Origin of the sequence: Rhizobium album, assembly GCF_003122325.1 — a bacterium.
Lineage (GTDB): Bacteria > Pseudomonadota > Alphaproteobacteria > Rhizobiales > Rhizobiaceae > Metarhizobium > Metarhizobium album.
In genome coordinates, this window is sequence record NZ_QFBC01000001.1 from 715,717 (window position 1) to 741,014 (window position 25,298).

The 25,298-nt window shown below is 62.7% G+C and carries 30 protein-coding genes; 14 read left to right on the forward strand and 16 right to left on the reverse strand.

From position 1 onward, the window contains the following. Positions 1-77 precede the first annotated feature (77 nt). The 9 genes from rpoZ to DEM27_RS03560 all read left to right on the forward strand — a co-directional run bounded on the left by rpoZ (position 78) and on the right by DEM27_RS03560 (position 7,761). Complete coding sequence (gene rpoZ / locus DEM27_RS03520; RefSeq protein ID WP_109456771.1) at positions 78-488, forward strand: DNA-directed RNA polymerase subunit omega; 411 nt, start codon at positions 78-80, stop codon at positions 486-488. Positions 489-587: 99 nt separating this feature from the next. Next, on the forward strand, positions 588-2,828 hold the full coding sequence (locus DEM27_RS03525; RefSeq protein ID WP_109456772.1) for a RelA/SpoT family protein: 2,241 nt from the start codon (positions 588-590) through the stop codon (positions 2,826-2,828). Between the two features lie 263 nt (positions 2,829-3,091). Next, the gene (locus DEM27_RS03530; RefSeq protein WP_109456773.1) at positions 3,092-3,244 is read left to right on the forward strand and encodes a DUF3563 family protein; all 153 of its coding nucleotides are present in this window, start codon (positions 3,092-3,094) and stop codon (positions 3,242-3,244) included. Between the two features lie 120 nt (positions 3,245-3,364). Next, positions 3,365-3,943 carry a DUF2062 domain-containing protein gene (locus tag DEM27_RS03535; protein WP_109456937.1) on the forward strand — a complete coding sequence of 193 codons (579 nt, stop codon included), beginning with the start codon at positions 3,365-3,367 and terminating at the stop codon, positions 3,941-3,943. Positions 3,944-4,006: 63 nt separating this feature from the next. Further along, positions 4,007-4,423: a holo-ACP synthase gene (acpS, locus tag DEM27_RS03540; RefSeq protein ID WP_109456774.1), complete on the forward strand. Its 417-nt coding sequence runs from the start codon at positions 4,007-4,009 to the stop codon at positions 4,421-4,423. Between the two features lie 87 nt (positions 4,424-4,510). Then, complete coding sequence (lepB, locus tag DEM27_RS03545; protein WP_109456938.1) at positions 4,511-5,254, forward strand: signal peptidase I; 744 nt, start codon at positions 4,511-4,513, stop codon at positions 5,252-5,254. Beyond that, positions 5,251-5,970, forward strand: a complete 720-nt coding sequence (gene rnc / locus DEM27_RS03550; RefSeq protein WP_109456775.1) for a ribonuclease III — start codon at positions 5,251-5,253, stop codon at positions 5,968-5,970. Before lepB ends, rnc begins: the two co-directional genes overlap by 4 nt. Before the next feature lie 8 nt (positions 5,971-5,978). After that, entirely contained in the window at positions 5,979-6,929 is a 951-nt protein-coding gene (era, locus tag DEM27_RS03555) for a GTPase Era (protein ID WP_109456939.1), read from the forward strand. An 82-nt stretch (positions 6,930-7,011) separates the two neighbouring features. Further along, positions 7,012-7,761: a Crp/Fnr family transcriptional regulator gene (locus DEM27_RS03560; RefSeq protein WP_109456776.1), complete on the forward strand. Its 750-nt coding sequence runs from the start codon at positions 7,012-7,014 to the stop codon at positions 7,759-7,761. On the opposite strand, the gene DEM27_RS33470 is transcribed toward DEM27_RS03560, so the two are convergent. Next, a complete protein-coding gene (locus DEM27_RS33470) occupies positions 7,754-8,110 on the reverse strand; it encodes a hypothetical protein (RefSeq protein WP_165823307.1) in 357 nt (118 codons plus the stop codon). The genes DEM27_RS03560 and DEM27_RS33470 overlap by 8 nt on opposite strands. On the opposite strand from DEM27_RS33470, the gene DEM27_RS03565 reads away from it, so the two are divergent. Both DEM27_RS03565 and recO read left to right on the forward strand, forming a co-directional pair. After that, positions 8,093-8,458: a response regulator gene (locus DEM27_RS03565; RefSeq protein WP_337250463.1), complete on the forward strand. Its 366-nt coding sequence runs from the start codon at positions 8,093-8,095 to the stop codon at positions 8,456-8,458. The genes DEM27_RS33470 and DEM27_RS03565 overlap by 18 nt on opposite strands. Before the next feature lie 187 nt (positions 8,459-8,645). Then, positions 8,646-9,383, forward strand: a complete 738-nt coding sequence (gene recO / locus DEM27_RS03570) for a DNA repair protein RecO (RefSeq protein WP_109456777.1) — start codon at positions 8,646-8,648, stop codon at positions 9,381-9,383. On the opposite strand, the gene DEM27_RS03575 is transcribed toward recO, so the two are convergent. From DEM27_RS03575 to DEM27_RS03590, 4 genes are all read right to left on the reverse strand, one after another. Then, positions 9,367-10,221, reverse strand: coding sequence for an MOSC domain-containing protein (locus DEM27_RS03575; protein WP_109456778.1), 855 nt, complete (start codon positions 10,219-10,221; stop codon positions 9,367-9,369). The two genes, recO and DEM27_RS03575, sit on opposite strands and share 17 nt — an antisense overlap. Then, positions 10,221-10,910, reverse strand: coding sequence for an HD domain-containing protein (locus DEM27_RS03580; RefSeq protein ID WP_109456779.1), 690 nt, complete (start codon positions 10,908-10,910; stop codon positions 10,221-10,223). Before DEM27_RS03580 ends, DEM27_RS03575 begins: the two co-directional genes overlap by 1 nt. Positions 10,911-10,945: 35 nt before the next feature. Further along, the gene (locus DEM27_RS03585) at positions 10,946-13,759 is read right to left on the reverse strand and encodes a DUF2339 domain-containing protein (protein ID WP_109456780.1); all 2,814 of its coding nucleotides are present in this window, start codon (positions 13,757-13,759) and stop codon (positions 10,946-10,948) included. A gap of 147 nt (positions 13,760-13,906) precedes the next feature. Continuing rightward, positions 13,907-15,769, reverse strand: a complete 1,863-nt coding sequence (locus DEM27_RS03590) for a putative bifunctional diguanylate cyclase/phosphodiesterase (RefSeq protein WP_245445629.1) — start codon at positions 15,767-15,769, stop codon at positions 13,907-13,909. Between the two features lie 394 nt (positions 15,770-16,163). On the opposite strand from DEM27_RS03590, the gene DEM27_RS03595 reads away from it, so the two are divergent. Further along, on the forward strand, positions 16,164-16,670 hold the full coding sequence (locus DEM27_RS03595; protein WP_109456781.1) for a superoxide dismutase family protein: 507 nt from the start codon (positions 16,164-16,166) through the stop codon (positions 16,668-16,670). 25 nt (positions 16,671-16,695) lie between these two features. Here the strand turns inward: DEM27_RS03595 and DEM27_RS03600 are convergent, their stop codons facing one another. The 8 genes from DEM27_RS03600 to DEM27_RS03635 all read right to left on the reverse strand — a co-directional run bounded on the left by DEM27_RS03600 (position 16,696) and on the right by DEM27_RS03635 (position 21,714). Further along, entirely contained in the window at positions 16,696-17,514 is an 819-nt protein-coding gene (locus DEM27_RS03600) for a mechanosensitive ion channel family protein (protein WP_109456782.1), read from the reverse strand. Positions 17,515-17,618: 104 nt separating this feature from the next. Continuing rightward, the gene (locus DEM27_RS03605) at positions 17,619-18,158 is read right to left on the reverse strand and encodes a tyrosine phosphatase family protein (RefSeq protein ID WP_109456783.1); all 540 of its coding nucleotides are present in this window, start codon (positions 18,156-18,158) and stop codon (positions 17,619-17,621) included. Next, complete coding sequence (locus DEM27_RS03610; RefSeq protein WP_109456942.1) at positions 18,155-18,739, reverse strand: YfbR-like 5'-deoxynucleotidase; 585 nt, start codon at positions 18,737-18,739, stop codon at positions 18,155-18,157. Before DEM27_RS03610 ends, DEM27_RS03605 begins: the two co-directional genes overlap by 4 nt. 32 nt (positions 18,740-18,771) lie before the next feature. Next, positions 18,772-19,608: a CAF17-like 4Fe-4S cluster assembly/insertion protein YgfZ gene (ygfZ, locus tag DEM27_RS03615; protein WP_109456784.1), complete on the reverse strand. Its 837-nt coding sequence runs from the start codon at positions 19,606-19,608 to the stop codon at positions 18,772-18,774. Positions 19,609-19,683: 75 nt separating this feature from the next. Beyond that, complete coding sequence (locus DEM27_RS03620; protein ID WP_109456785.1) at positions 19,684-20,430, reverse strand: hypothetical protein; 747 nt, start codon at positions 20,428-20,430, stop codon at positions 19,684-19,686. A 17-nt stretch (positions 20,431-20,447) separates the two neighbouring features. Then, a complete protein-coding gene (locus DEM27_RS03625) occupies positions 20,448-20,705 on the reverse strand; it encodes a hypothetical protein (RefSeq protein WP_165823343.1) in 258 nt (85 codons plus the stop codon). A 102-nt stretch (positions 20,706-20,807) separates the two neighbouring features. Further along, positions 20,808-21,239 carry a TIGR02301 family protein gene (locus tag DEM27_RS03630; RefSeq protein ID WP_109456943.1) on the reverse strand — a complete coding sequence of 144 codons (432 nt, stop codon included), beginning with the start codon at positions 21,237-21,239 and terminating at the stop codon, positions 20,808-20,810. A gap of 55 nt (positions 21,240-21,294) precedes the next feature. Then, a complete protein-coding gene (locus tag DEM27_RS03635; protein ID WP_109456787.1) occupies positions 21,295-21,714 on the reverse strand; it encodes an NUDIX hydrolase in 420 nt (139 codons plus the stop codon). Between the two features lie 252 nt (positions 21,715-21,966). Between DEM27_RS03635 and DEM27_RS03640 the strand changes: the two genes are divergently transcribed. Both DEM27_RS03640 and DEM27_RS03645 read left to right on the forward strand, forming a co-directional pair. After that, positions 21,967-22,287: a YnfA family protein gene (locus DEM27_RS03640; protein ID WP_109456788.1), complete on the forward strand. Its 321-nt coding sequence runs from the start codon at positions 21,967-21,969 to the stop codon at positions 22,285-22,287. Positions 22,288-22,332: 45 nt separating this feature from the next. Next, on the forward strand, positions 22,333-23,097 hold the full coding sequence (locus tag DEM27_RS03645; RefSeq protein ID WP_109456789.1) for an SOS response-associated peptidase: 765 nt from the start codon (positions 22,333-22,335) through the stop codon (positions 23,095-23,097). A gap of 204 nt (positions 23,098-23,301) precedes the next feature. Here the strand turns inward: DEM27_RS03645 and DEM27_RS33845 are convergent, their stop codons facing one another. From DEM27_RS33845 to DEM27_RS03655, 3 genes are all read right to left on the reverse strand, one after another. Further along, the gene (locus tag DEM27_RS33845) at positions 23,302-23,451 is read right to left on the reverse strand and encodes a hypothetical protein (protein WP_165823333.1); all 150 of its coding nucleotides are present in this window, start codon (positions 23,449-23,451) and stop codon (positions 23,302-23,304) included. A 192-nt stretch (positions 23,452-23,643) separates the two neighbouring features. Beyond that, positions 23,644-24,513 carry a CDP-alcohol phosphatidyltransferase family protein gene (locus tag DEM27_RS03650; RefSeq protein WP_109456790.1) on the reverse strand — a complete coding sequence of 290 codons (870 nt, stop codon included), beginning with the start codon at positions 24,511-24,513 and terminating at the stop codon, positions 23,644-23,646. Between the two features lie 19 nt (positions 24,514-24,532). Further along, a complete protein-coding gene (locus tag DEM27_RS03655; protein ID WP_109456791.1) occupies positions 24,533-25,231 on the reverse strand; it encodes a phosphatidylserine decarboxylase in 699 nt (232 codons plus the stop codon). Positions 25,232-25,298: the final 67 nt, after the last annotated feature.

The window sequence follows — 25,298 nt, forward strand, 5'->3', positions numbered from 1 at the left end:
GGAAAAACTTGAATTCGCCGCACTTTGATTGTATCGGGCGTGCTAATTCATGAAAACTCGACCGTAAAGGACAGGCAATGGCCCGTGTCACAGTAGAAGATTGCATCGACAAGGTTGATAACCGTTTCGAACTGGTGCTCCTCGCCAGCCATCGTGCCCGCCTGATTTCACAGGGTGCGGCGATCACCATCGACCGTGACAACGACAAGAACCCGGTGGTGGCGTTGCGCGAAATCGCCGACGAAACACTGTCGCCCGACGACCTCAAGGAAGACCTGATCCACTCGCTGCAGAAGCATGTGGAAATCGACGAGCCGGAACACGATACGGGGTCGCTGATCGGCGCACAGGGCGGCGTTGCCGCCGCCGACAAGGGCGACGAGGAAGACGATCTGCCGGAAACGCTGACTTTCGACCAGATGTCGGAAGAAGACCTGCTGGCCGGTATCGAAGGCCTCGTGCCGCCGGAAAAGAGCGACGATTACTAATCGTCAATCTTTATTCCACTATGTGTTCTTTCGCGTTGCAATGGCGCGCGCCAATCCTATGATTGGCGCGTTTTTTATTTCCTCCCGGAGTAGCTTTGGATGATGCGGCAATACGAGCTCGTCGAGCGCGTTCAGAAATACAAGCCGGATGCCAATGAAGCGCTGCTCAACAAGGCCTATGTCTATGCGATGCAGAAGCATGGGCAGCAGAAACGCGCGAGTGGCGATCCCTATATCTCGCATCCGCTGGAAGTCGCGGCGATCCTGACGGAACTGCATCTCGACGAATCGACCATCGCCGTCGCCCTGCTGCACGACACGATCGAGGACACCACCGCAACGCGTGCCGAAATCGACGAACTGTTCGGCGAGGATATCGGCGCGCTTGTCGAAGGCCTGACGAAGATCAAGAAGCTCGACCTCGTCACCAAGAAGGCGAAGCAGGCCGAAAACCTGCGCAAGCTGCTCCTGGCGATTTCCGACGACGTCCGCGTGCTGCTCGTCAAGCTCGCCGACCGCCTGCACAACATGCGCACCCTGGAGCATATGAACCAGGAGAAGCGCGCCCGCATTTCAGAAGAAACCATGGATATCTATGCGCCGCTCGCCGGCCGCATGGGTATGCAGGACATGCGCGAGGAGCTGGAACAGCTTTCCTTCCAGTACATCAACCCGGAAGCTTACGAGACCGTCACCAAGCGGCTGGAAGAGCTTTCTTCGCGCAACGAAGGCCTGATCCGCAAGATCGAGGAGGAGTTGCGCGATCTCCTGGTCGCCAACGGCCTGACCAACGCCTTCGTCAAGGGGCGGCAGAAAAAGGCCTATTCGGTTTTCCGCAAGATGCAGTCGAAGTCGCTCTCCTTCGAGCAGCTTTCCGACGTCTATGGTTTCCGTATCATCGTCGACGATATCCCGGCCTGTTACCGGGCGCTCGGCATCGTCCACACGCGCTGGCGCGTCGTGCCCGGCCGTTTCAAGGATTATATCTCGACACCGAAGCAGAACGACTATCGCTCGATCCACACGACGATCGTCGGCCCGTCCAACCAGCGTATCGAACTGCAGATCCGCACCCGGCGCATGCATGAGATCGCCGAGTTCGGCATCGCGGCGCATACGCTCTACAAGGACGGCGCGACGGGCGGCGACAGCGATCTGCTGTCGCGTGAAAGCAATGCCTATTCGTGGCTGCGCCACACCATCGAATCCCTGGCCGAGGGCGACAGTCCCGAAGAGTTTCTGGAGCATACCAAGCTCGAACTCTTCCAGGACCAGGTCTTCTGTTTTACCCCGAAGGGCAAGCTGATCGCCCTGCCGCGCGGCGCCACGCCGATCGATTTCGCCTACGCCGTCCACACCAATATCGGCGACACCACCGTAGGCGCCAAGATCAACGGCCGGATCATGCCGTTGGTGACGCGACTCGCCAATGGCGACGAAGTGGAGATCATCCGCTCCGGCGTGCAGGTACCGCCGGCCGCCTGGGAAGAAATCGTCGTCACCGGCAAGGCGCGCGCCGCCATCCGCCGCGCGACGCGCATGGCCATCCGCAAGCAATATGCCGGCCTCGGCCACCGCATCCTCGAACGCACTTTCGAGCGGGCCGGCAAGGTCTTTTCCAAGGATGTCATGAAGCCCGCTTTGCACCGGCTCGGACGCAAGGAAGTCGAGGATGCCATCGCCTCCGTCGGACGCGGGGAGATTTCGTCGCTCGACGTGCTGCGGGCGGTCTTTCCCGATCACCAGGACGAGCGCGTCACGGTCAAGCCGAACAGTGATGAAGGCTGGTTCAACATGCGCAGCGCCTCCGGCATGGTCTTCCGCATTCCCGGGAAGACCAAGGCCGACCTCGACCGTTCGCAGATCGGCGACGAGGCCGGCGGCGACCTCGACGTCCTGCCGATCCGCGGCATCACCAGCAATGCCGAGGTGCATTTCTCCCCCTCCGGCGCCGTTCCCGGCGATCGCATCGTCGGCATCATGGAGAAGGGCAAGGGGATCACCATCTACCCGATCCAGGCGCCGGCGCTGCAGCGCTTCGACGACGAACCGGAAAGCTGGATCGACATTCGCTGGGATCTCGACGAGGCCAACAAGTCGCGCTTCATGGCGCGGCTGATGATCAACGCGCTGAACGAACCCGGCACGCTGGCCAAGGTGGCGCAGACCATCGCGACGCTGGACGTCAACATTCGCGGCCTGACGATGATCGGCGTCGCCACCGACTTCACCGAGATGGCCGTCGATGTCGAAGTCTGGGACCTGCGCCAGCTGAACCATCTGCTGGCGCAGCTCAAGGACCTCGACTGCATCGCCACGGTGAAGCGCATTTTCGACTGAAACGATCCCTTTTCCCGTAAACGGGCCGGGGCGGCAGACTGCTGCCCGGCCCGTCGTGGTCGGCCTGTCCCTGCTTGCTGCCGGTTTTACCCCTTTGTGGCCATGTTGTTTGGCAAATGCCTTTGAAATGGGCAGAAAAATGACGATCTGAGCGCCAGGGCATGCGTATCATGCATGGCTGATTGTGCGATGCAACATTAGTAAAAAGGCGATGCAGGGCCTATCTTCATCTCATCGAAGAGAACGAAGGAAAGGACCACGTCATGTTCGGTCAAATCAAGAAAATCGCCCGCGCCCTGCGCGTTCCCAGCGTCGAAGAACGCGAGATGGCATATCTCAACGGTGCCGGCGACCGTGTCGATCTCGAATACCGCCAGCGCCAGGTCGATCGCGGCCTGTTCCGTCGCGGCTTCTGAGATCCATCGATTGCATGATGCCAGCCATGCGGCTGCGTCATGGGAAGGCGTGGTTGCCTCGGCAACCGCGCGGCAGGTGTGGTCTTGTCATGTCGGACCGTAATGCACTAAATGTGCGCCATGCTCTTTCGACGCCGCAAGCCTGCCCGATTGTCCGATAAGTTGCGGGAGTTGTTCTGGCCCCGCAAAGGTTTTACGCGGTCATTCCGCTACTTCCGGATGCGATTGCTGCGGCTGAGCGCGTCGCCCCATTCGATCGCCACCGGCTTTGCCTGCGGGATCGCTTTGTCCTGGACCCCGTTCCTCGGCTTTCATCTCGTCCTGGCGATCATCGTTTCTTATCTGCTTGCCGGAAACCTGGTTGCCGCCGCTCTCGGCACCACTGTCAGCAACCCCGCGACGTTCCCGGTCATTTCGGCTCTCACCTGGGAGACGGGCAAGTGGATTCTCGGCACGAACGGTGAGAAGAGCCACATCGACCTCGCCGCCCTGTTCGAAAGCCTGGATTTCGCACAGCTTTGGGAACCGGTGCTGAAGCCGATGCTGGTTGGCGCCATTCCGTTCGCCGCCGTCAGTTCCACCCTCCTGTATGGTCTGGCATTCCTTGCCGTGCGCAGCTTCCAGCGCCGCCGGCACCTGCGGCTTCTGGAGCGGGCGCGAAGCCAGCTGCGTTATCCCGACGAAATTTCAAGCGTTTGACGATATTGGACAGCTGCCGGCGGCATGTGGCGCCGGCGGCGAATGGGCGGAAGGTTGGAAAGAATGATCATCGGCATCGGCAGCGATCTCATCGACATCACGCGGGTTGAAAAATCCATCGAGCGGTTCGGCGAGCGTTTCACCCATCGCTGCTTTACGGATGTCGAGCGCGCCCGTTCGGATCGCCGCGCCAATCGCGCCGCCTCCTATGCCAAGCGGTTCGCTGCCAAGGAGGCCTGTTCCAAGGCGCTCGGCACCGGGCTTGCCGAGGGCGTGTTCTGGAAGGACATGGGTGTCATAAACCTGCCATCGGGAAAGCCGACGATGAAGCTGACCGGTGGCGCCGAGGAACGTCTCAAGGCGCTGTTGCCGGATGGACATGTGGCGATCATCCACCTGACGATCACCGACGACCACCCCTATGCTCAAGCTTTCGTCATCATCGAAGCCTGCCCGGAAATCGCCGCAGGAGCCCGCTAACAGCGGGTTTATTGAGCGTCGGCATTGCCGCGAGCCGATGAAGCAGCTAGAGAGAGGCCAATTGCCGTGTTGAAGGAAGATGCCTGCGTGTCCGAAAAAGTTGAGAAGAAGCAGAATGCGCTTTGGGAAAACATAAAGGTCATCGTCCAGGCTCTGGTTCTGGCGATGGTCATCCGGACCGTTCTCTTCCAGCCTTTCACCATCCCGTCGGGCTCGATGATGCCGACGCTGCTCGTCGGCGACTACATCTTCGTCAACAAGTTTGCCTACGGCTATTCGAAATATTCGCTGCCCTTCTCGCCGAACCTGTTCAGCGGCCGTATTTTCGGCAGCCAGCCGGCGCGTGGCGACGTCGTGGTCTTCCGCTTTCCGCCGAACCCGGACATCGACTACATCAAGCGCGTCATCGGCCTGCCCGGCGACCGGGTGCAGATGATCGCCGGCGTGCTTCACGTCAACGGCGAGGCCGTGCCGAAGGAGCCGGACGGCACCTTCACCTCGGACTACAAAATGGATCCGGGCGAGGACGTGCCGGTATTCCGCGAGACGCTGGATACGGGCGTCGCCTACGACACGCTCGACCAGTCGCCGAATTCGCGCGGCGACAACACGCGTGAGTTCATCGTGCCGGAAGGCCATTATTTCATGATGGGCGACAACCGCGACAATTCCGCCGACAGCCGCTTCGATGTCGGTTTCGTTCCGGCGGAAAACCTGATCGGCCGCGCCAGCATCATCTTCTTCTCGCTCGGAAACGATACGGCCTTCCGCGAGATCTGGCGCTGGCCCGCCAACATGCGTTGGGACCGCCTGTTCAAGGTCGTCGAATGAGCAAGCCGGTAGCCCTCTCGCCGGCGGATCGCCTCCGGCTGGAAACGGTGATCGGTCATGAATTCGCGCAGAAGGAGCGCCTGGACAGGGCGCTTACCCATTCGAGCGCGCGCTCCGGCAAGGCTGGAAATTACGAACGGCTGGAATTCCTCGGCGACCGGGTGCTCGGCCTGTGCATCGCCGAACTTCTGTTCCGCACCTTCGCCAATGCCGGGGAAGGGGAGCTTTCGGTTCGCCTCAACCAGCTGGTCAGCGCGGAGACCTGCGCCGAAGTGGCCGACGAGATGGAACTGCACCGTTTCATCCGCACCGGCGCCGACGTCAAGAAACTGACCGGCAAGCGCATGCTCAACGTGCGCGCCGACGTGGTCGAGAGCCTGATCGCGGCCCTTTATCTCGATGGCGGCCTGGAGACGGCCCGCGGCTTTATCCTGCGATTCTGGGAGGAACGCGCCACCCGCGCCGATGCCGCCCGCCGGGATGCCAAGACGGAGCTGCAGGAATGGGCGCACGCGAAATTCGCGGTCACGCCGCAATATCGGGTTGAAGATCGTTCGGGCCCGGATCATGATCCGCGCTTCACCGTGACGGTCGAGATCCCCGGCGTGGCGCCGGAGACGGGTGTCGAGCGCTCCAAGCGGGCGGCGGAACAGGTCGCGGCGATGAAATTGTTGGAACGCGAAGGCGTTTGGCAGGCAGCGCCTGCAGAAAAATGACGGACAAGATGGCAGAAGATCAAGAAACGCCCGGCACGGAAGACGCAGTTTCTGCAGCGCCTGGCCCCACCCATTCCGGCTTTGTCGCCCTGATCGGCCCGACCAATGCCGGCAAATCGACGCTGCTCAACCGCCTCGTCGGCGCCAAGGTGTCGATCGTCAGCCACAAGGTGCAGACGACGCGCGCCGTGGTGCGCGGCATCGCCATCCATGACAACGCCCAGATCGTCTTCATGGATACGCCCGGCATCTTCAAGCCGCGCCGCCGGCTGGACCGCGCCATGGTGACGTCGGCCTGGGGCGGCGCCAAGGATGCTGACCTGATCATGCTCTTGATCGACAGCGAGCGCGGCCTGCGCGGCGATGCCGAGGCGATCCTCGAAGGCCTCAAGGACGTGCCGCAGCGCAAGATCCTGGCGCTGAACAAGATCGACCAGGTGCGCCCGGAAGATCTGCTGAAGCTTGCCGCCGCCGCCAACGAGAAGATTGCCTTCGAGCGCACCTTCATGATTTCGGCAACGACCGGTTCAGGCTGCGACGACATCATGGACTATCTGGCCGAGACCCTGCCGGAAGGCCCGTGGTATTATCCGGAAGACCAGATTTCCGACCTGCCGATGCGCCAGCTCGCCGCCGAGATTACCCGCGAAAAGCTGTTTCTGCGGCTGCACCAGGAGCTTCCCTACTCGTCGCATGTCGAGACGGAAAAATGGGAGGAGCGCAAGGACGGTTCGGTCCGCATCGAACAGGTGATCTACGTCGAGCGCGAGAGCCAGAAGAAGATTGCGCTCGGCAAGAACGGCGAGGCGATCAAATCGATCTCGACGGCCTCGCGCAAGGAGCTTTCGGAAATCCTCGAGCAACCGGTGCACCTCTTCCTGTTCGTCAAGGTGCGCGAGAACTGGGGCGACGATCCGGAGCGTTTCCGTGAAATGGGACTGGAGTTTCCGCGCGGCTGAGCGACAGGGAACATTTTTGGTATTTGAGCGTTTGAACATCGGTGGTCGTCTGTCCGGCCACTTTCTCTAACGTCAGGTGCCCATGGCTGCTAAGCTCACCAATTCCAGAAAGACCCCCTGCGAGCTTTGTCCTCTGCGGCCCCTGCCGCATTTTCGGGAATTCACCTCGGAAGAACTCGATTTCGTCTCGGACTTCAAGAAGGGCGAGCTGACCGTCGATCCCGGCGCCATCGTGCTTCTCGAAGGAGCGCGCAGCGCGCATCTCTACACCGTGCTGTCGGGATGGGCCTTCCGCTACAAGACGCTGCTGGACGGTCGCCGGCAGATCCTCAACTATGTGATGCCGGGGGATCTCGTCGGGCTGCAGGGATCGATCACCGGCGAAATGCAGCATTCGGTCGAGGCGCTTTCGACCGTGACCTTGTGCGTCTTCGAAAGGACGCAGCTTCATACGCTGTTTTCGCGGTATCCCAGCCTGGCTTACGATATCACCTGGATCGCCGCGCGGGAGGAGCGCATTCTCGACGAGCATCTGTTGAGCATCGGCCGGCGGACAGCCATCGAGCGGGCTGCCTATCTGCTTGCCTTCCTGGCGCAACGGGCGAAAGCGCTGCGGATGGTCGAAGGCCGGGTTGTCTTGCCGATCACCCAGCAGCATGTGGCGGACACGCTCGGCCTCTCCATCGTCCACACCAACAAGACCTTGAAGAAACTCGCCGACCGCGGCGCCATCGTCTGGCGCGACCGAAGCTGCGACGTGCTCGACGAAGAGGCGCTGAAAGCGGTCTCCGGGTGGGAGGGGCTGGAGGAAAAGTCCCGACCTTTCATTTGAACGATTTGCAGCGAAGGTTTATATCTTTTTTAAATGCGCTGGCGGGGTTGCCGGAATAGGGTGAATGCATCTTTCCGCCGCCATCGATTCCAATCGGCAGGCGGGAGGCGATATAGAACGGGGCCGGCAAAGGCGTCTTGTCTTCGCCATGGGGCATGTACGATGCGATGAAATCGACCAGACTGGAAGCTGCTTTGTCAGCGGAAGGATTGCGATGCGGAATGGTTCCGTGCGATGACGCCGATTGCTTTTGGCATGGTGCGTGGCGAGTATGTGCAGCTACAAGCGCCGTCTTGCCGCCAAAGGGCAGATGCCGGAAGAGAGAGAGCCATTGATAACGCCTCACCACATTCTTGTCCTGGAGGACAGCCTGATTATCGCGATGGAGGCGGAGGATATTTTTCGCGGCCTGGGGGCGAGCGAGATCTATGTCGCCAGCAATCTGCGCGAGGCGAAAGAACTGATCGATGTCCATCCGATCGATTTTGCGCTTCTGGACGTCAATCTCGGCTCCACCATGAGTTTCGACTTCGCCCGCGCGTTGCGTGAAAAGGGTGTTCCTTTCGGATTTTCGAGCGGCTATCCCGACAACACCGACTTTCCAGACGACCTGAAGAGTGTCTCGCTGCTGCGCAAGCCTTTCGGCGAGGAGACGATCCTGCAACATCTGGCCGATGTGTTCGGCAAGCACGGCTGATCTGGCAGGACCTGCCCGGTGCGGTGAGGGCGCGTCATTGACGGTTTCCCTTCGCCGCCGGTTGCGATAGACTGTTTCCGCGTTTCCCCGAAACGCTCCATCTCTTTGTTTTTACGCAAAACCGCGACGCACTTTTCCCGGAATTGCGCTAGGTTCGGCAAAACAAATCAGGACGGTTATCCCGCCGATGCAGTGGCAGGAACAGGCGATCATTCTCGGCATCAAGCGGCTCGGCGAAACAAGCGTCATCGCCGAAGTGATGACGCGTGGGCGCGGCCGGCATCTGGGCCTGGTGCGCAACGGCCGTTCGCGCAGCATGCAGCCGGTGCTGCAGGCCGGCAACGAAGTCGAGGTCACCTGGCGGGCGAGGCTCGACGAGCATCTCGGCGAATTCAAGATCGAACCGGTGCGGCTGCGTGCCGCGCAGCTGATGGAAACGGCGACCGCCGTCTACGGCATCCAGGCCATGGCCGCCCTGCTGCGCCTGTTGCCGGAGCGCGATCCGCATCCGCATCTTTTCGAGGCACTGGACGTGATCCTCGGCCATCTCCACGAGCCCATTGGCGCTGGCGAGCTGTTCATCCGTTTCGAGCTGGCGGTGCTCAACGATCTCGGTTTCGGCCTCGATCTCAACGAATGCGCCGCGACCGGCAGCAGCGACGATCTCGTTTACGTCTCGCCGAAATCCGGCCGCGCCGTCTGCCGTGCGGCCGGTGCCCCTTATGCCGAACGCCTGCTCGCCCTGCCGTCGTTCCTCGCCAATGGCGAGCGCCGGGGCGCCGACTATCACGGTCTGGAAGCCGCCTTTCGCCTCACCGCCTTTTTCCTTCATCGCCACGTCTATGAGCCGCGTGGCCTGACGGTGACGTCGGCACGCGACGGTTTCGTCCAGGCCGCCCTGAAAGCGCTCAAGCGCGCCGCTTGATCGCCCAGCCTTCCGGCCGCTCATGGATCACCGTCACCGCGTCGCCGAGGTCGATGTGGCCTTCGCCGCGCGGCACGGCGTTCCAGCCGAACAGCGGGCCGGGCACGCGCCGATCGGCGGACATGCGGATGCGGCCCATGGCCGGCATCGGTGAGGCGATCTCGCGGGAGCCGGTGCGCTGGTCCTGGGTCGTCATGATGCAGCGGGCACAGGGCTTGACGAGGTCGAGCCTGATGCCGCCGATCTCGATGGCCGCCCAGCGGTCCTCCGCCCAGGGCTCGTCGCTGTCGATGACGATGTTCGGTCGGAAGCGATCCATGCCGACGCCCGCCTCGCCATGCGCCGCCATGTCGTCGTTCAGGGCCTTCAGCGAACCCGTCGTCGTCACCAGGATCTGGTAGCCGTCGGCAAAACGCACCGGCGTGCCTTCGCCGGCCCATTCCTCGCTGGCGATGCGTGTCGAATGGCTGTCGAAGAACACCAGGCGCACCGGCCGCTCCAGCCAGTCGCTCAGCGTCGCATGCACCGCCGCATCGGCCAGCGCTGCGCTCAGTTCCGATTTCCAGACGTCGACGCCGAGGCGGTCCTCACCCGTCGGCCGGGCAGCGACGATCTCGCCCTTGCCGTCCATGGCCAGCCGAAGCCCACCGTCCCCGGCCGGTTCGACGCTGATGCGCGCCAATGCCGGCATGTCCCGCTGGGTGATGAAATGTCCGTCCGGGTCCGTCAGCATGGCGAAACGGTCGCCTTGCATGCCGAAGGCGTCGATCCTGGCGCTGTCGAGCGTGATGCCGCGGGCGCTCTTGAACGGATAGATGAACAGGTTGGCGACACGCATCAGAGGTTTCCTTGGATTTCGTCGAGAAAGAGGTCGTAGACCTGCCGCAGCCGGTCGTGGCGTTCCAGCGCCAGCCTTGCACCTTCGACCGTGTGGAAGCCGTCCGCCAGCTTGAAAAGCTTGGCGGCGAAATGATCGATGGCATAGGCCCTGTCGTCGAGCGGCCGGGCGTTCGCCTCGGGATCGGCAGCATCGTAGAGCGCCGAGCCCATGCGGCCGGCGACGTAGAAGCAGCGCGCGGCGCCCACCATGCCGATGGCATCGAGGCGGTCGGCGTCCTGCAGGATTTTTGCTTCCAACGTCTCCGGGGCGATGTTGGCGGAAAAGCTGTGCGTTGTGATCGCATGCGCGACGGCGGCGATATCCTGCGCACGCCAGCCGAGGCCGTCGAGAATGCCGGCGGCCTTGTCGGCTGCAAGCCGCGAGGCCTGCGATCGCAGGGGAGAATTCTTTTCGACCGCGACGCAGTCGTGCAGCAGCACGGCCGCAGCCAGGACCTGCCCGTCGCCACCTTCGACGGCATGGATGCGCATGGCGTTGCGGTAGACGCGCAGCAGGTGGGCGACATCGTGCGAACCGTCGTCGCCCTCCGTCGCATGCGGCAGCAGTTCTGCCGCCAGCGCCTGATGCGGCGCAAAGGCGGAACTGAGATCGTGCGAGGACGGAAGGGAGCGGCTTCGATGCGACATATGCGATCCTTACCGCCTTCGGCTTCGGTCGGCAATCACCCCTCGGCCGCGACCTCCCGCTGCGGCTTGCCACTTCCCTTGCTGGTGAGAATGCGCTGGTAGAACAGGCCGATGCCGATCAGCACGATGCCGAGGCCGATGAAGGAGATCGGGCGCAGCACGCCGTCGAGGTTCGACATGTCGATGAGAAACACCTTGACGACCGTCAGGAAAACCAGCACCGCCGAAGCGACGCGCAGGCTCTTGGCGTCGAACCGCGAACCAAGCCCGAGCAGGATGACGCCGATCAGCAGCCAGACCACCGAATAGCTGTAGGTCTCGCTTTGCAGGAAGCCTTTCCAGTCCTGCAGATTTTCGCCCTGCCAGAACCGCCGCACCGAGAGTGTCGCCCAGACGAAACCCAGCACCGCGCCGGCAACGGCAAGCGCGGTGACATAAGGCATCGGTCGGCGGTTGCGGGCATAATAGGCGAGGCCGGCATAAGCGATGCCGGGCAGCAGGTAGCCGATCAGCAGCAGGTTGAGCAACGGCAGGCGACCGGTATTTTCGCCGGTAAAGTAGGGGTTGAGCGTCAACAGGTGGGCGCCGAGGATCGACAGCATCGAGAACACGCCGGCCAGCATCGAGCCATAACGGAACACAGAGCTCGGCGAGCGGAAATCGAGCGTCATCAGCACCGCGGACGCGCCGATGGTCAGCAGCGTGTAGATGGACTGTTCGCTGAGCGTCGGCACGTCGCCCTGCAGCACGCCGCCGTTCATCGCGTGGCGCACGAGGACGGCGACGGTGAGGAACGCCATCAGGCTGGCGAGCGCCTGCAGCAGGTTGCGGACGCGCAGATCCGGCCAGGCGCGCAGTTCGAAGGCGGCGATGGCCGCAAGCAACGCCGGAATACCGTAACCGACCGCCAGCGCGTTGAAGATCGGCTGCGTGCCGAGATTGTCGACACCGACGATGGTGGGGTCGGCGGCGATCTGCGCCAGCACGAGCACGCAGGCTGCCGCCATCGCCCAGGGCAGCATCGCCCATGGTCGGATGCGCGTGGCGAGGACGAAGGCAAAACCGATGATCGCCGTGCCGACGATCGCCTGCACATCGTGGACAAGGCAATGCAGGGCGAAAACGAAGATGGCAAAGGCGCCGGCGATGAGCCAGTTGAGCGAAGCCGTGCGGCCTTCGCCCCGGCGCGACAGCCACTCGGCGGCGGCGAGATAGGCGAGGCCTAGCCCGATCCCGTAGAGCCCATGTGTCCAGTCACGGCCGAGATTGCCGAAATTCAAGAGACTGATTCCGCCGCCGATCAGCGGCACGACGACCGCGAGCGCGCACCACAGGGTCGAAAACTGCGGCTCGCCGCGTCCATGCCGGTAAAGGAAGGCAAAGCCGAACAGCACGAACAGCGCCCCCAACCCAAGGCAAAGGACGATTTCGGTGCCGTAACCGATGCCTGCAGCCGTGGCGCCGGGTTCGACGTCAAGGCCGATGACCTCGGGATAGAAGCTGGTGACGGCCAGCAGCATCATGCCGGCGATGGCGCCAAGCGCGGCAAAGATGGCGGCCAGCGCCGCATATAGCCGGCCGGCGCCAAAGGCCGCGACCGTGGCGATCAGGGCGGCAAAGGCAAAGGCCGGATCCATCGTCGCAGGCGTCGGCACGGCGATCATGGCGAGCGGCGGCAGCATGGCCGCAAGGCTGGCAGTGACAGTCAGCGCCGCCGGCGGGCGGGCGAAAAGGCGCTCCCAAGGTCCCGGCTGCCAACCGTGGCTGGCTGTAGGCGCCGCGGGGGCCGCGCCTGCAACGGGCTCGGCGGCATCTGTATCTATCGGCTCAGCCGTCGCAGCGGTTTCACCAAAGCTGCGGCCCGGCCAGAGAAAGAGGGTGCCGGCCAGCATCACCAGCAAGGCGAGCGTTGCCGGAACCGGATCGATGACCGGCGCCTTGACGATGTAGGCGAGGGCCCAGATCGCCATGCCGGCATTGGCCAGCGACGGCACGATGGTCCAGCGGCGGAAGCGCGCCGCCGCCGCGGTTGCCAGCCAGCTGATGCTGAGAAAGGCGAAGAGGGCGCGGATATCCGGCGCATCCGCGGCGATCAGCGCCGGCGTCAGCATCGAGCCCAACAAGCCGACGCCCGCCAGCGCCTGGCCGTGCAGCAGCGACAGCCCGAGCGTTGCAAAACCGACGAGCGCCAGCATGAAGAAGGCCGGCGCCGGGCCGATGAAGCTGTAGATCGCATAGGCGGCGTAAACGACACCGAACAGCGTCACCGCGCCGGCGGCCGTCAGCACGCCGGGGATCATGGCGTTGCGGAAAGCGTCCTTCTCGAACGGTAGCGCCCGGCGGCGCACCACTTCGCCGGCGCCGAACAAGGCGAGGCCGAAGACGGCGGCCATCACCAGCCGCACGGCCGGGCTCAAGAGGCCGCTTTCGATGGAATACTTGATCAGGAATATGCCGCCGAACGCCAGGGCGAGGCCGCCGACCCAGACCGCCCATCGGGCACCGAGCCAGCTTTCCAGGCTCTCCCGGCTCGGCAGTTCGCGGGCAGCGATTTGAGGGGAAACATCCTCCGCCGGCGGTATCGTTTCGGTCGGTTCCGGTGCCTCCGGCGTCACCGGTTCGGTCGCCGTTCCCACCTGTTCCTGCACGTCTGCCGTCTCGACTTCATTGGTTGCAAGACTGGCGGCTTCAGCGGCCGTTTCGACTGCTGCCGGTGCCGCAAGCTGCATCTCGGCCAGTTGCGCGCTCAGCCGGTTTAGCTCTCTCTCCATCTGCCGCAGGCGTCGGTCGTTGCCGCGTTGCGTCGCAAAGCCGATGATGAAGACGAGGATAAGGAGGATTTCGAACATGCCCCACCAGAAATCGAGAAACCGAGTCCACCAATCTAATGCATTGACGGCACACGGAAAGGCGGCCTGGCCGGCATTCGGCGTATTTCGCAACACAGCTTGTTGACAGCCGTCGAGAAGACGGGCGCCTGCAACGGTTTATTCGACCTATTCGGCGGGGTAGAATTCCATCATCGCCTGGGCCTCGCTGACCGGCCGCGGCGCATTGACGTAATACCCCTGGATTTCGTCACAGGCTTCCTTCTGCAGCAGCGAGAACTGTTCGCTGGTTTCCACGCCCTCGACCGTGATCGCCATGCCGAGTGTCTTGCCGAGGAAGATGATCGCCCGGATCAGCGCCAGCGCCTGCTGGTTTTCGGCGATATCGTCGACGAAGGACTTGTCGATCTTGATCTTGTCGAACGGGAAGCTGCGCAGGTAGCTCAGCGAGGAATAGCCGGTTCCGAAATCATCCATCGAGATGCTGACGCCATGGAATTTCAGGTCGTGCAGCAAAGCGAGCGTCTGGTCGCGGTTCTGGATGATGACGCTTTCGGTGATTTCCAGGTCCAGCCGTTCCGGCGGAAGTCCGGCGACCGCCAGCGCCGAGACGATGTCGCCGAAGAGATCGGCGCTCTTGAACTGGATGGCGGAAACATTGACGGAGACCTTCACCTCCTCCGGCCACTGCGCCGCATCGAGGCAGGCCTGGTACAGCACCCAGCGGCCGAGATCGACGATCAGGCCCATTTCCTCCGCCAGGGGAATGAAATCGGCCGGCGACACGCGGCCGCGCTGCGGGTGGTTCCAGCGCAGCAGCGCTTCGAGCGTCGAGACCTTTTCCCGGTGAAGATCGTAGATCGGCTGGTAATACAGCTCGAATTCGCCGTTCTGCACCGCTTTCCGCAGGTCGGCCTCCAGTTCGCGGCGCGCCTGCTGGCGGGCATCCATCTCCGGCTTGAAATACCGCAAGGTCTTGCGGCCTTCGGATTTGGCGCGGGCCAGCGCCATGCCGGCGCTGCGCAGCAGGATATCGAGCTGTTGGCCGTAGTCGGGCGCGATGACGATGCCGATCGAGGTGCTGAGCAGGATCTGCTTGCCGTCGACCGAAAACGGGTGACCGAGCTGGTCGATGATCGCGTGGGCGAGATCGGTTGATCCCTCAGGCTGGCGGGCCTTCGTCTGGATGATGACGAATTCGTCGGATCCGAGCCGTGCGACGACATCCTGCGGTCCCAGGCACTCGACCAGCCGTTCGGCGGCGAGCTTCAGCACCTCGTCGCCGGTCGAGGCGCCCATCGTATCGTTGATCGTCTTGAAGAAATCGAGATTGAGTTGCAGCAAGGCGAGCTTTTCGCCGTCCTTCAGCCCGGCAAGCCGCTCCTCCAGTTGTTGGCGGAAGGCGAGGCGGTTGGCGAGGTTGGTCAGCGGATCGCGCAGCGCGATCTCCCGTAGCCGGTCCCCGGCCTTGCGCTCCTTTGTCGCGTCCTGGTGGATAGCGACACACTGGCCGTCCGGCAGGAAGGTCAGGACGACATGGATGATCCTTCCGTCATCCATTTCCCATTCGCGAAATTCCGTGCGTTGCGGTTGCGTGGTCTCGGATGCCTGCGGCAGAAGCGCACTGCGCATGCTCTCCGTTCCCTTGACCAGCGGGCGCAACGTCTCGAAGTTCACCCCCGGCTGGACGCTGGCGGACGGAAGACCGAGATGCTGGCAGAACTGCTTGTTGCAGGCGACGAGCGTGCCGTTCCTGTCGAACAGGCTGATGCCGACAGGCGCATTGTCGAGGACGTTCTGCAAAAGGGCATTGCGTGCCTTGGCGGCGGCAAGGCGGAAATCGAGGTCTGCCGTCGTCGCCTGGTGGACGGAGCGCATCTTGCCCATCGCCTCTTCGGCGAGGCGGATTTCCGTCTGGTAGTCGCGGTAAGCCCCGACGACAAGATCCATCAGACGCTCGGAATCGATCGTGCCGCCCTCGGCGGCGAGGCGCCATTGCTGGCTGAACTGGAGTTCAGGCGAGAGCATCATTGCATCTTAAGAATGCGTCGGACGGGAGGAAGAGACATAATGCGGTGCGTCCCGCAAAATCAGTCGAAACATCTATTATTTTCTCCGCAGATAACAAGATAACGATATCCAAAAATGCCGTAACTGCCGAATCCTCAACGAGAAAACGGCATTGAAACATAGTGCGATCCGAGGAAAATCCCCCACCTCCAGATTGGGTGAGCGAGGTTAATATTCTGTTGATTCCATCTTCCTCGCAGCGACGCCGGACGAAGAATTTCCGGCCGCCGGCGGTCGGGCGCCAATGCCCGCATTCGCCTGTCACATGTTTACCCGCCGCGCCCGGCGGGAACCGCATGCCGGCTCAGGCGTTGGGCTTCCAAGTGATGAAAACAGGATCGAGGAAGGATCTGAGATGAGAAGCATTCTTTTTTCGGCGTTGGCGGTCATCGCCCTTGCCGCTCCGGCGGCCGCCCAACAGACCCAGAACGCCATCGCCAATTTTATCGGGGCCGACGGCAAGGAGACCGGCCGTGCCGCACTGACCGGGGGCAAGACCGGCGTACTGATCGAAGTCGAGGTTTCCAACCTGCCCCCGAACAGCTGGGTGGCCTTCCACGTCCATGAAAACGGTCGCTGCGACGCCGCCTCCCATCATGAAAGCGCCGGCGGTCATTTCAATCCGGACAAGAAGGAGCATGGGTTCCTGGCGGCCGAAGGACCGCATGCCGGCGATATGCCGAACATCTATGTCGGCGCCGACGGCACGGCGCGTGCGCATGTCTTCAACAACCTGGTAACGCTGAACGACAAGAATGCCATTCGCGGCAAGGCGCTGATGATCCACGCGCGCTCCGACGATTATCGAAGCCAGCCCTCCGGCGATGCCGGAGACAGGCTCGCCTGCGGCGTGATCCAATAGGATCGCCTTGGTCGCGCCCCTTGTGTCAGGGGCGGGCCGGCGCGTCTTCCGGTTGCTGATAGAACGCGCGTTTGACCGCGCGGCGCACGGCGCGGGTGGTCTCGTCCCAATGGCGGGTGCCCGCCCAGTATCGCAACGTCAGCGTCACCTTCGTGTCGGTGAGATCGGCGATGAACGTGTGTGGTGCGGGCGAAGCCTCGACATTCGGCACCTGCCGGGCAAGTTCGTGGAGTTTCCTTTCAGCATCCTGAAGGTCGTCCTTGACGTCGAGCACGATGCTCAGGTCGTGGCGGCGGGCCTTTTCACGGCTGTAATTGGTGACCGGCGTGTTCCACAAGGTGGAATTGGGTGCAAGACGGTAAAGCCCGTCGGCGGTTCGTAGTTCGGTGGCGAACAGGCCGATTTCCTGCACGGTGCCGGAAACCGACGAGGTTTCGATATATTCCCCGACGCGGAAGGGACGCAGCACCAGCAGCATGATGCCTGCGGCGATGTTCTGCAGCGTGCCTTGCAAGGCAAGGCCGATGGCAAGACCCGCCGCACCCAGGGCGGCGATGATCGAGGCTGTCTGGACGCCGAACTGCCCCAGCACGGTGATGAAGACGAGAATGAGAATCAGATAGCGGATGAGATTCGAGAAAAATCCGGCAAGCGTTTCGTCGATGCCGTGAACGCTCCTGAGGCCACGATGCGCCCAGCGGTGCAATAGGCCGGCCAGCAGCCAGCCGATAATGAGAATGACGATGGCGCCGATGATCGAGAACGAATAATGCACCGCCAGCGCACCGGCCTGGCTGACAGCCGCGCGGCTGGCGAGAATGAAATCGGTCGCTTCCTGGTTCATTGTCCGGTGATGGCTCCAGCTATTGATGGTGCAACAGAACATGGAGCACCGGGCGGGCGGGTCAACCTTTCCGGGCTGGATCAGATGGGTCGGTAGGCGAGGCTTCAGGAGGAGGCAGCGTCGCCGGACGGCAGGAGTGGAAGGACGAACGGCACGTTGCCGTCCGTGTCCGCACCACGACCGATGGCGCGCACTGCTGCGACCAGCCGGCCGTTCCGCCCGAGCATGTGATCGCCGATTTCGACCAGCCGGGCGTTCGGTGTGACGTATCGGGAGACCTGCCGCAGGCGGTTCGCCAGGACCGCGTCGTCCTGATCGGGATGGAGCGCGAGAACGGTGATGAGGGCTGCAGCCGGCGAGCGGGAAATGCCCATCCAGCAGTGAATGAGCACGGGGGCCGATTGATCCCAGCTCCGGGCGAAATCGATGATCTGCCCGACATGGCTCTCCTGCGGCGCAACCAGGTCGGGCGTGCCCGCGAAGCTGATGTCGTTCATGCCGAGAACGAGGTGCCGCGCCTTGTCGATGACGGCCGGCCGATGAAAATCCTGGCCTTTCGCCAGCAGGCTGACCATTTCCCTTGCGCGATGCTTGACCGCCATTTCAGCCATGCGGGCGAGGGGAGAGACGACGATCATGGTCACTTGGCCGTCTCCTTCGCGTCCGCGCGTTGTGTTTCGATGGCGGCAAAACGGTGCAGGAAGAGCCGCTGTGCCTCGATGGCCGGCAGTGGCGACACCATCAGCATGTCGAGGGTGATGCCGCGTGGCTGCCCGAAAAATTTGCGGGCTTCCTCCGACGTGAACCCGGCCAGTTCCGTCGCCTCGAAATAGGCGGCGATGCGGTCTGCCTTCTTGATCTGGTCCTTCAACTCCCGGGAGGCATGCGCCGGCAGGCCGAAGCGCCGGTGCACGGCCTCTTCGAGCCGTTTCTCGACGCTTTTGTATCCACCACCGACGACGGATTTGAACGGCGAGATCATGTCGCCGATCACATATTCCGGCGCGTCGTGCAGCAGGGCCATCTGTAGCTCGTCGGCCGTCGCCTTGTTGCAGCGGCGAAAGATTTCTTCGACGACCAGCGAATGCTGCGCCACCGAAAAGGCATGGTCTCCGGATGTCTGGCCGTTCCAGCGGGCGACGCGGGCAAGACCGTGGGCGATATCGGAAATCTCCACGTCGAGCGGCGAGGGGTCGAGCAGATCGAGTCGACGGCCGGACAGCATGCGCTGCCAGGCGCGCGGCGCCTTTTCCGGTGTCACGCCTGCGCCTCGTCGGTCGCGGTGGGAAAGGAGAGGCCCGTCCACGCGGGCAGTTGCGCCGATACCGGCACGTTGCCGGCAAACACGCCGCTGCCGTCGGCGATCGCTTCGCCCACCCGGTCGATGCGGATGATGGCGAGGCCTTGGTTGCCGACCACCGTGCCGAGTGTCCCGACCGGCTTGCCGCCGGCGGTCAGGTCCGTGCCGGCGGGCGGCAGCGGGCTTTCGGCGGAAATGATCGCCACGCGCCGGCGCGCGGTCGAACGATGCTGCATGCGGGAGACGACCTCCTGCCCGACATAACAACCCTTCCTGAACGACAGGCCGCCGTTGAGATCGATCAGCACATCGTGCGGAAAGGCATCCTGCAAGGTAAAATCGCTGCCCGAATGGGCGATGCCGGCGCTGATACGCAGGGCGTCGTAGGCCTCCGGCCCGCTATCACCATGCTTGCCCCGTTGCCGCGTCAGCGCCAGGCCGGCCCTGGCGAATCGTCCGTCGATGATGCCGCCGCCTTCGCCGTCCCAGAAAACGGTGACGCCGTCTTCGGCTTCGGCGGAAATCTCGACCGCGGCGCGCAGCTTGTACATGGCGAGCCGTTTCAGCAGGCCGTCCCGCTGGGTGGCATCGGTTTCGAGCAGGAAGCCGCCGGCATCACGCCAGATCAGGAAATCGAAGAGGATCTTGCCTTGCGGCGTCAGCAGCGCCCCCGGCCGGGCTTCGCCTTCCGGCAGTCCCTCGACGTCGGTGGTGATCAGGCTGTGAAGGAAAGCTTCCGCGTCGCTGCCGCCGATCCGAATCAGCGCACGTTCAGGCAGATAGGCATGTGTCATTGTCTCGGCCCATTCCGGTTCGTCCGGTGAACGAGGTAAGAGGTCGCGACGACGACCGCAAGGCTTCGACGTGCCTCAATCGCCGGCGACGAAAAATTTCCACTGGCCATCCGGCGAAATGCCGACACGGTAGAAATTGTAGCCGCCGAATTCCAGCATGTCGGAATAGTCGCCGGCCGTGATGATGCGCAGCAAATCGACCTTTTCCGGTGGCGTCAGCGTCGAGAGGCTCTTTTCGGTGAAATAGGGCCAGACATACATTTCATCCGGCGTGCCCTGGCCGGTATGCACGAAACCGGTCGAGATGACGTCGAGCAGAATCGCCAGCACTTCGATGCCTTCGGAATCACCCGACAGTTCCTTGAGCGCCCGGATCGGGTCGTCGGCGGTTTCGCCGATGGTCACCTGCGTCTGGTTCGGGCCCGGGTTCATCAGCGCCCGCAAGCGCTCGATCTCCCCGGACGCTGCGGCCTCGACGATCAACTGGCGCATGCGCCGAACCGGCTCGGGCGCCTTGTTGACGTCGTAGAGGACTTCGACCGGCTTGCCATCGTCTGCCTGGGTCGTCTTGTTCGTCGGGTCGATCAGCGGATCTGGCTGGGGCAGGCCGTCTGCGGCACCGGCATCGTCGGCCGGTTCATCGCTATCGGCGGGTGTCTGCGGGGTATTGTTCTGTGTGGTTGTCTGGCCCGGAACCTGCTTCAGTTCCGACAGGGCGGCTGCCGGCTGCGACAGGGCGAAAATCAGGCCTGCACTAAAAACACCGGCCAGAAGGCGCGACGTCAGGGCAATCCGGGCAGATGTCTTCGCCGAAATCAGCATCGTCACACTCCCACGTCTTACTGCAGGCAACGCTTGGGAGAAAATTCGCCGGCCAGGATGCGTTCACGCAGGGAATCGAGCATTGCCTCCGCGCCGTCCTCGCCATGAATGCGCACGGTCTCGCGCATGGCGAGCACGATCGCCGCATCGGCGATGATTTCCGGCTCGATGCCATCAGCCATGCCGTCAGCCCAGGCTTCGTTCTGGTATTCCAGGGCGGCCTGCATCTTCTCGTGCACGATCATGTCATCGATGTCGTTGAGGCTTGCTTCCATCATTCTATCCTCGAGAGCGTCCGGTCGTTACCGCTCGGTTAACGTCTTAGCAGTCTTTTCTTAAAACGGCACGGCATGCCATGAAAAGAGGTTAACAATTCGCTAATTTCCAAACCGCGCGGTAATTTCTGCGGCCAGTGTTGCACCTTCGATACGGTAGCGTTCTTCTGCCATGACGGCTGCCGGGGTGCAATCGGTATAAACCGACGCGAAGGACCGGTATCCGCGATTGAAAGCGGCCGTCAGTACCTCGCGCCGCTTCGGTTCGTTCTGTGTTTCGGCGTCGAGAAGCTGTTGCATCACGCTGCGCCAATCATCCTCCTTGCCCGGATTGCAGAGCCCGCGCAGGTAGTGCACGGAGCCCAGGATTTCCGCCAGGCGGCCGAGCTTGTCGTCGTAAGGAGCCGGTTTTTCCTCCGGCACATTGACCGCAGGCGTTTCGGCTTTGGCGGTATTTTTCTGCGCATAGGCTGGCGCCAGGCTGGAGCCGCCACAAATCAGGAGCGCGCACAGGAGAAATCGGGGATGAATCATGCGCTCAATTGACAGCGTCAACCGGCGGGACGCAAGCGCGGAAGCGCATTTTCGGTCACGTCCGGGCAAGCAGAAGCCTGTCGACGCAATCGATGACGCTTGGCGGAACGGGCAGGGCGCGAATCTCTTCCGCCGTGTACCAGCCGAGGTCAGCGGCATCGTCGGCCGCCAAGGCAACGGCGTCCGGTTCGCTATCGACAAGGAAGACCGACAGGAAAAAATGGCTGCTGACACTGCCGTCGTCGGCCAGCGTCTTCAGGTCGTAGGTGGCAAACAGGCGGGGATTGCAGACGGTGAGGCCGGTTTCTTCGAAAACCTCGCGGATCGCCGTCTCGGCAGGCGTTTCGCCCTGCTCGGCCCTGCCGCCGGGAAAGGCGTACATGTCGGCCGCCGGCGGGTTGGCCCTTCGCACCAGAAGGTAACGGCCGTCGCGTTCGAGAACGGCGGAAGAGGCAGGCGATGGGCGGGAGGTCATGGCGGCTGGATCCGTTGATGATGCAGGCTGGAGCAATTCCAGCCAAAGTGCGTAGCGGTTTTGCGTCCGGAATTGCGTAGACACAAAAAGAATAGAGCGTTTTCGCGTTTCGGAGAAAAGCGGAAATGCTCCAAAGCTATAAATAGTCCGGCCCGGGCCGCCAAGGGTTGGTTTCCGTCCCACGGCCGAATAGGTTTTCGGCAGAAGGACGCCGGTTGATTCCGCCCGGCGAAAGCAGGAGACGTCCCACGCATGTCGCTGGTGATCTATGCCTTTGCCGCCCTGGCGGAAATCGCCGGTTGTTTCGCCTTCTGGGCATGGCTTCGCCTCGACAAACCGGTCTGGTGGCTGGCGCCGGGTCTGGTGGCGCTTTCGGCCTTCGCCTGGCTGCTGACGCTTGTTCCGAGTGAGGCGGCCGGCCGCACCTACGCCGCCTATGGCGGCATCTATATCCTCGCCTCCATCCTCTGGCTCTGGATCGTCGAACAGCGCGTGCCGGATCGCTGGGACGTGTCGGGCGCATTCGTCTGCCTGCTCGGCGCCGGCATCATCCTGCTCGGGCCGCGCGGCTGACGTCGATCCTTGACCCCCGGGACCCGCAGTGCCAAGTAAGAACCCATGTGTGGACGGTTTGCATTGACGGCAAAATCCGAGCTGGTTCGGGATGCGTTGAACCTCGCGGAACTGGAAGGTTTTCCGGCGCGATACAACATCGCGCCGACGCAGCCGATCCTCGTGGTCATCGCCGGCGAACGGCAGGAGCGCGGCAGCAATCTGCCCGAACGGCGCGCCATGCTGGTGCGCTGGGGTTTCCTGCCCGGCTGGGTGAAGGACCCGCGGGATTTTCCGCTGTTGCTCAATGCCAGGTCCGAGACGGCGGTCAGCAAAGCGTCGTTCCGCGCTGCCATGCGCCATCGCCGTATCCTCGTGCCGGCAACGGGTTTTTACGAGTGGCACCGTCCGTCGAAGGAAAGCGGCGAAAAGTCCCAGGCCTACTGGATCCGGCCGAAACGGGGCGGCATCGTCGCATTCGCCGGGCTGATGGAAACCTGGTCTTCCGCAGACGGTTCGGAGGTCGATACCGGCGCGATCCTCACCACCTCGGCGAACCGCTCCATGGCCCGCATCCATGATCGCATGCCGGTCGTCATCCATCCGGACGATTTTTCCCGCTGGCTCGACTGCAAGACTCAGGAACCGCGTGACGTCGCCGACCTGATGGCGCCGGTGCAGGAGGATTTTTTCGAAGCCGTGCCGGTGTCGGACCTCGTCAACAAGGTGAGCAACGGCGGGCCGGAGATCCAGGCGCCGGTGGCCGAGGTCCTGGCGGTCGAAAAACCCAAATCTACAAAGCCCGATTCGGGCCAGATGAGCCTGTTCTGAGAACAAGGGCAGCATCCGCGAGACAAGCGCGGCCAAGTCTGTGGTGCTGAAAAGGAATATTGTGTCGCCGGTCGCCCTGTCGCATGCGACCATGGCCTGCAGTAGAACGGTCTGTTGCGCCGCTCTCCGAACCCGCCTTCAGGCGGGTCGCACATCATTGAGGAACGCTCGGCTCCAAATCCCGACGTGATGCCGGGAGGGATATCAGGCGAATTTCTTCTTCTGCTTCGGCTTCTGCATCAACGCCGCGGCCAGCACCGCCTTTATGCCGAGCGGACGGTAGAGCGAGGCCAGGTCGGTCTTCTGCGGTATACCGGCTTGCGCTTTCCCCGGCGTAGTCTTCGGCGCGGTCATTTCCATCTCCTTCACGTGTTTCCTGCCTTTTGTTATGCATCTGCGATTCCATCACGGATTCATGACGAAAGCGAGGCCGCGGAGATCAAATTTAATCAACGTTGACCATATTTCGCGAGAGGGCCGCTTAGCAGGCAGGCTTTAAAGAAGATTTAAAGAAGAGATGCCGGAAGATGCTTTCCCCAACGGAGTTTAGATGCCGCGGTCGAGATCGTCTTCCTTGGCGGCATCATCCGTCGAATCAGCGTGCACCGCATCCTCGATGATAAGGGTGCCATACTTCTTTTTCCAGGCATGGGCGCCGAAGGGCAGGGTGGCAAGGTAGGTGATGACTGTCAGGGACAGCACCTGCCAGGTAAAGCTCATCAGCAGGGCGACGTAGATGACGACGGCGAGCATCAGTGGCAGGACCAGGTCGCGCCGGACGCGGCTGCCGCCGGATTTTCCCGACCAGACGGGCAGGCGGCTGACCAGCAACAGGCCGATGATCGCGGTATAGGCGGAAGCGATATAGGCGAAGGTTTGGCTGATCTCGACGCCGAGGAAGCCGATATACACCGGCAGCAGCACGATCATCGCACCGGCGGGCGCCGGCACGCCGACGAAATATTCCGATTGCCAACTCGCCTTGGTCTCGCGCTCCTCCATGACGTTGAAACGTGCCAGGCGCAGGCCGGCGGCAATCGCATAGATCAGCGCGGCGATCCAGCCGATGGAGCGCGCCTGGTCGAGAAGGAAGACATACAGCACCAGCGCCGGTGCCACGCCGAAATTGACGATGTCGGCGAGCGAATCCATCTGGGCGCCGAACTTTGACGTCGCCTTCATCAGCCTGGCGATACGTCCGTCGATGCCGTCGAGAAACGCTGCCACCAGCACCATGGCGACGGCCAGTTCATAGCGGCTTTCGAATGCCAGCCGCACGCCCGTCAGGCCGGCGCAGATCGCCAGGATGGTGATCAGGTTGGGGATCATCAGCCGCAGCGGGATCTCCCGCAGCCGGGGGCCGCGGGCGGCATCGTTGGGTCCATGCGGTTCGAAAGGCGGAAAAGGCGTATCCATCGGCGCTTCCTTGCAGGGTTCAGATACGGCGGCTGACGACCGGTCCCTTCGCCGAACCGAATTCGGCAAGAACGGTTTCGCCGGCAATCGCCGTCTGTCCGAGGGAAACGCGCGGTGCGGCGGACGGTGGCAGGAAGACGTCGAGGCGCGAACCGAAGCGGATCAGGCCGAAACGTTCGCCCGCTTCGAGAGGCTCGTTGACGGCCGACCAGCAGATGATGCGGCGGGCGACGAGGCCGGCGATCTGCACCACGCCGATTTCGCCATGGGCCGTATCGATGACCAGGCCGTTGCGCTCGTTCTCGTGGCTCGCCTTGTCGAGTTCGGCGTTGAGGAAGCTGCCTTCCTTGTAGGCGATGCTGCGGATGCGACCGCGCATCGGGGCGCGGTTCACATGGCAGTTGAAGACGTTCATGAACACGGTGATGCGCAGCATCGGCTGGTTGCCGAGGTTCAGCTCGTCCGGCGGCGTCACCATCTGGATCGACGACACGCGGCCATCGGCCGGGCTGATCACCAGGTCGTCGTCCTGCGGCGTCATGCGTTCGGGATCGCGGAAAAAGTAGGCGCACCACAGCGTCAGCACGAGACCCGCCCAGAAAAGCGGTTTCCAGAGCAGGCCGAGCACCACGGAAACCACGAAAAAGGCGGCCACGAACTTCCAGCCGTCCCGGTGCACCGGAACGAACGTGCTGCGTATCGTTTTGACCAAACTCATATTCGGGGGTCTCCTGTTGTTCTTATATTTTGCATCGGAGGCGTCGCTCTTCGGGCTTAACCTAGGC

Excerpts from the sequence above, each read along its gene's own strand:
- DEM27_RS03595 (WP_109456781.1), top strand. The coding sequence starts at position 16,164 with ATGAGAAGCATTCTTTTTTCGGCGTTGGCGGTCATCGCCCTTGCCGCT.
- DEM27_RS03610 (WP_109456942.1), bottom strand. The coding sequence starts at position 18,739 with ATGCTGTCCGGCCGTCGACTCGATCTGCTCGACCCCTCGCCGCTCGAC.
- rpoZ (WP_109456771.1), top strand. The coding sequence starts at position 78 with ATGGCCCGTGTCACAGTAGAAGATTGCATCGACAAGGTTGATAACCGT.
- DEM27_RS03645 (WP_109456789.1), top strand. The coding sequence starts at position 22,333 with ATGTGTGGACGGTTTGCATTGACGGCAAAATCCGAGCTGGTTCGGGAT.
- acpS (WP_109456774.1), top strand. The coding sequence starts at position 4,007 with ATGATCATCGGCATCGGCAGCGATCTCATCGACATCACGCGGGTTGAA.
- DEM27_RS03585 (WP_109456780.1), bottom strand. The coding sequence starts at position 13,759 with ATGTTCGAAATCCTCCTTATCCTCGTCTTCATCATCGGCTTTGCGACG.
- ygfZ (WP_109456784.1), bottom strand. The coding sequence starts at position 19,608 with ATGACACATGCCTATCTGCCTGAACGTGCGCTGATTCGGATCGGCGGC.
- DEM27_RS03620 (WP_109456785.1), bottom strand. The coding sequence starts at position 20,430 with ATGCTGATTTCGGCGAAGACATCTGCCCGGATTGCCCTGACGTCGCGC.
- DEM27_RS33845 (WP_165823333.1), bottom strand. The coding sequence starts at position 23,451 with ATGACCGCGCCGAAGACTACGCCGGGGAAAGCGCAAGCCGGTATACCG.
- DEM27_RS03575 (WP_109456778.1), bottom strand. The coding sequence starts at position 10,221 with ATGCGTGTCGCCAACCTGTTCATCTATCCGTTCAAGAGCGCCCGCGGC.
- DEM27_RS03590 (WP_245445629.1), bottom strand. The coding sequence starts at position 15,769 with ATGATGCTCTCGCCTGAACTCCAGTTCAGCCAGCAATGGCGCCTCGCC.
- DEM27_RS03655 (WP_109456791.1), bottom strand. The coding sequence starts at position 25,231 with ATGAGTTTGGTCAAAACGATACGCAGCACGTTCGTTCCGGTGCACCGG.
- DEM27_RS03630 (WP_109456943.1), bottom strand. The coding sequence starts at position 21,239 with ATGATTCATCCCCGATTTCTCCTGTGCGCGCTCCTGATTTGTGGCGGC.
- rnc (WP_109456775.1), top strand. The coding sequence starts at position 5,251 with ATGAGCAAGCCGGTAGCCCTCTCGCCGGCGGATCGCCTCCGGCTGGAA.
- DEM27_RS03600 (WP_109456782.1), bottom strand. The coding sequence starts at position 17,514 with ATGAACCAGGAAGCGACCGATTTCATTCTCGCCAGCCGCGCGGCTGTC.
- DEM27_RS03625 (WP_165823343.1), bottom strand. The coding sequence starts at position 20,705 with ATGGAAGCAAGCCTCAACGACATCGATGACATGATCGTGCACGAGAAG.
- DEM27_RS03580 (WP_109456779.1), bottom strand. The coding sequence starts at position 10,910 with ATGTCGCATCGAAGCCGCTCCCTTCCGTCCTCGCACGATCTCAGTTCC.
- DEM27_RS03525 (WP_109456772.1), top strand. The coding sequence starts at position 588 with ATGATGCGGCAATACGAGCTCGTCGAGCGCGTTCAGAAATACAAGCCG.
- DEM27_RS03560 (WP_109456776.1), top strand. The coding sequence starts at position 7,012 with ATGGCTGCTAAGCTCACCAATTCCAGAAAGACCCCCTGCGAGCTTTGT.
- DEM27_RS03530 (WP_109456773.1), top strand. The coding sequence starts at position 3,092 with ATGTTCGGTCAAATCAAGAAAATCGCCCGCGCCCTGCGCGTTCCCAGC.
- DEM27_RS03640 (WP_109456788.1), top strand. The coding sequence starts at position 21,967 with ATGTCGCTGGTGATCTATGCCTTTGCCGCCCTGGCGGAAATCGCCGGT.
- recO (WP_109456777.1), top strand. The coding sequence starts at position 8,646 with ATGCAGTGGCAGGAACAGGCGATCATTCTCGGCATCAAGCGGCTCGGC.
- DEM27_RS03650 (WP_109456790.1), bottom strand. The coding sequence starts at position 24,513 with ATGGATACGCCTTTTCCGCCTTTCGAACCGCATGGACCCAACGATGCC.
- DEM27_RS03535 (WP_109456937.1), top strand. The coding sequence starts at position 3,365 with ATGCTCTTTCGACGCCGCAAGCCTGCCCGATTGTCCGATAAGTTGCGG.
- DEM27_RS03635 (WP_109456787.1), bottom strand. The coding sequence starts at position 21,714 with ATGACCTCCCGCCCATCGCCTGCCTCTTCCGCCGTTCTCGAACGCGAC.
- era (WP_109456939.1), top strand. The coding sequence starts at position 5,979 with ATGGCAGAAGATCAAGAAACGCCCGGCACGGAAGACGCAGTTTCTGCA.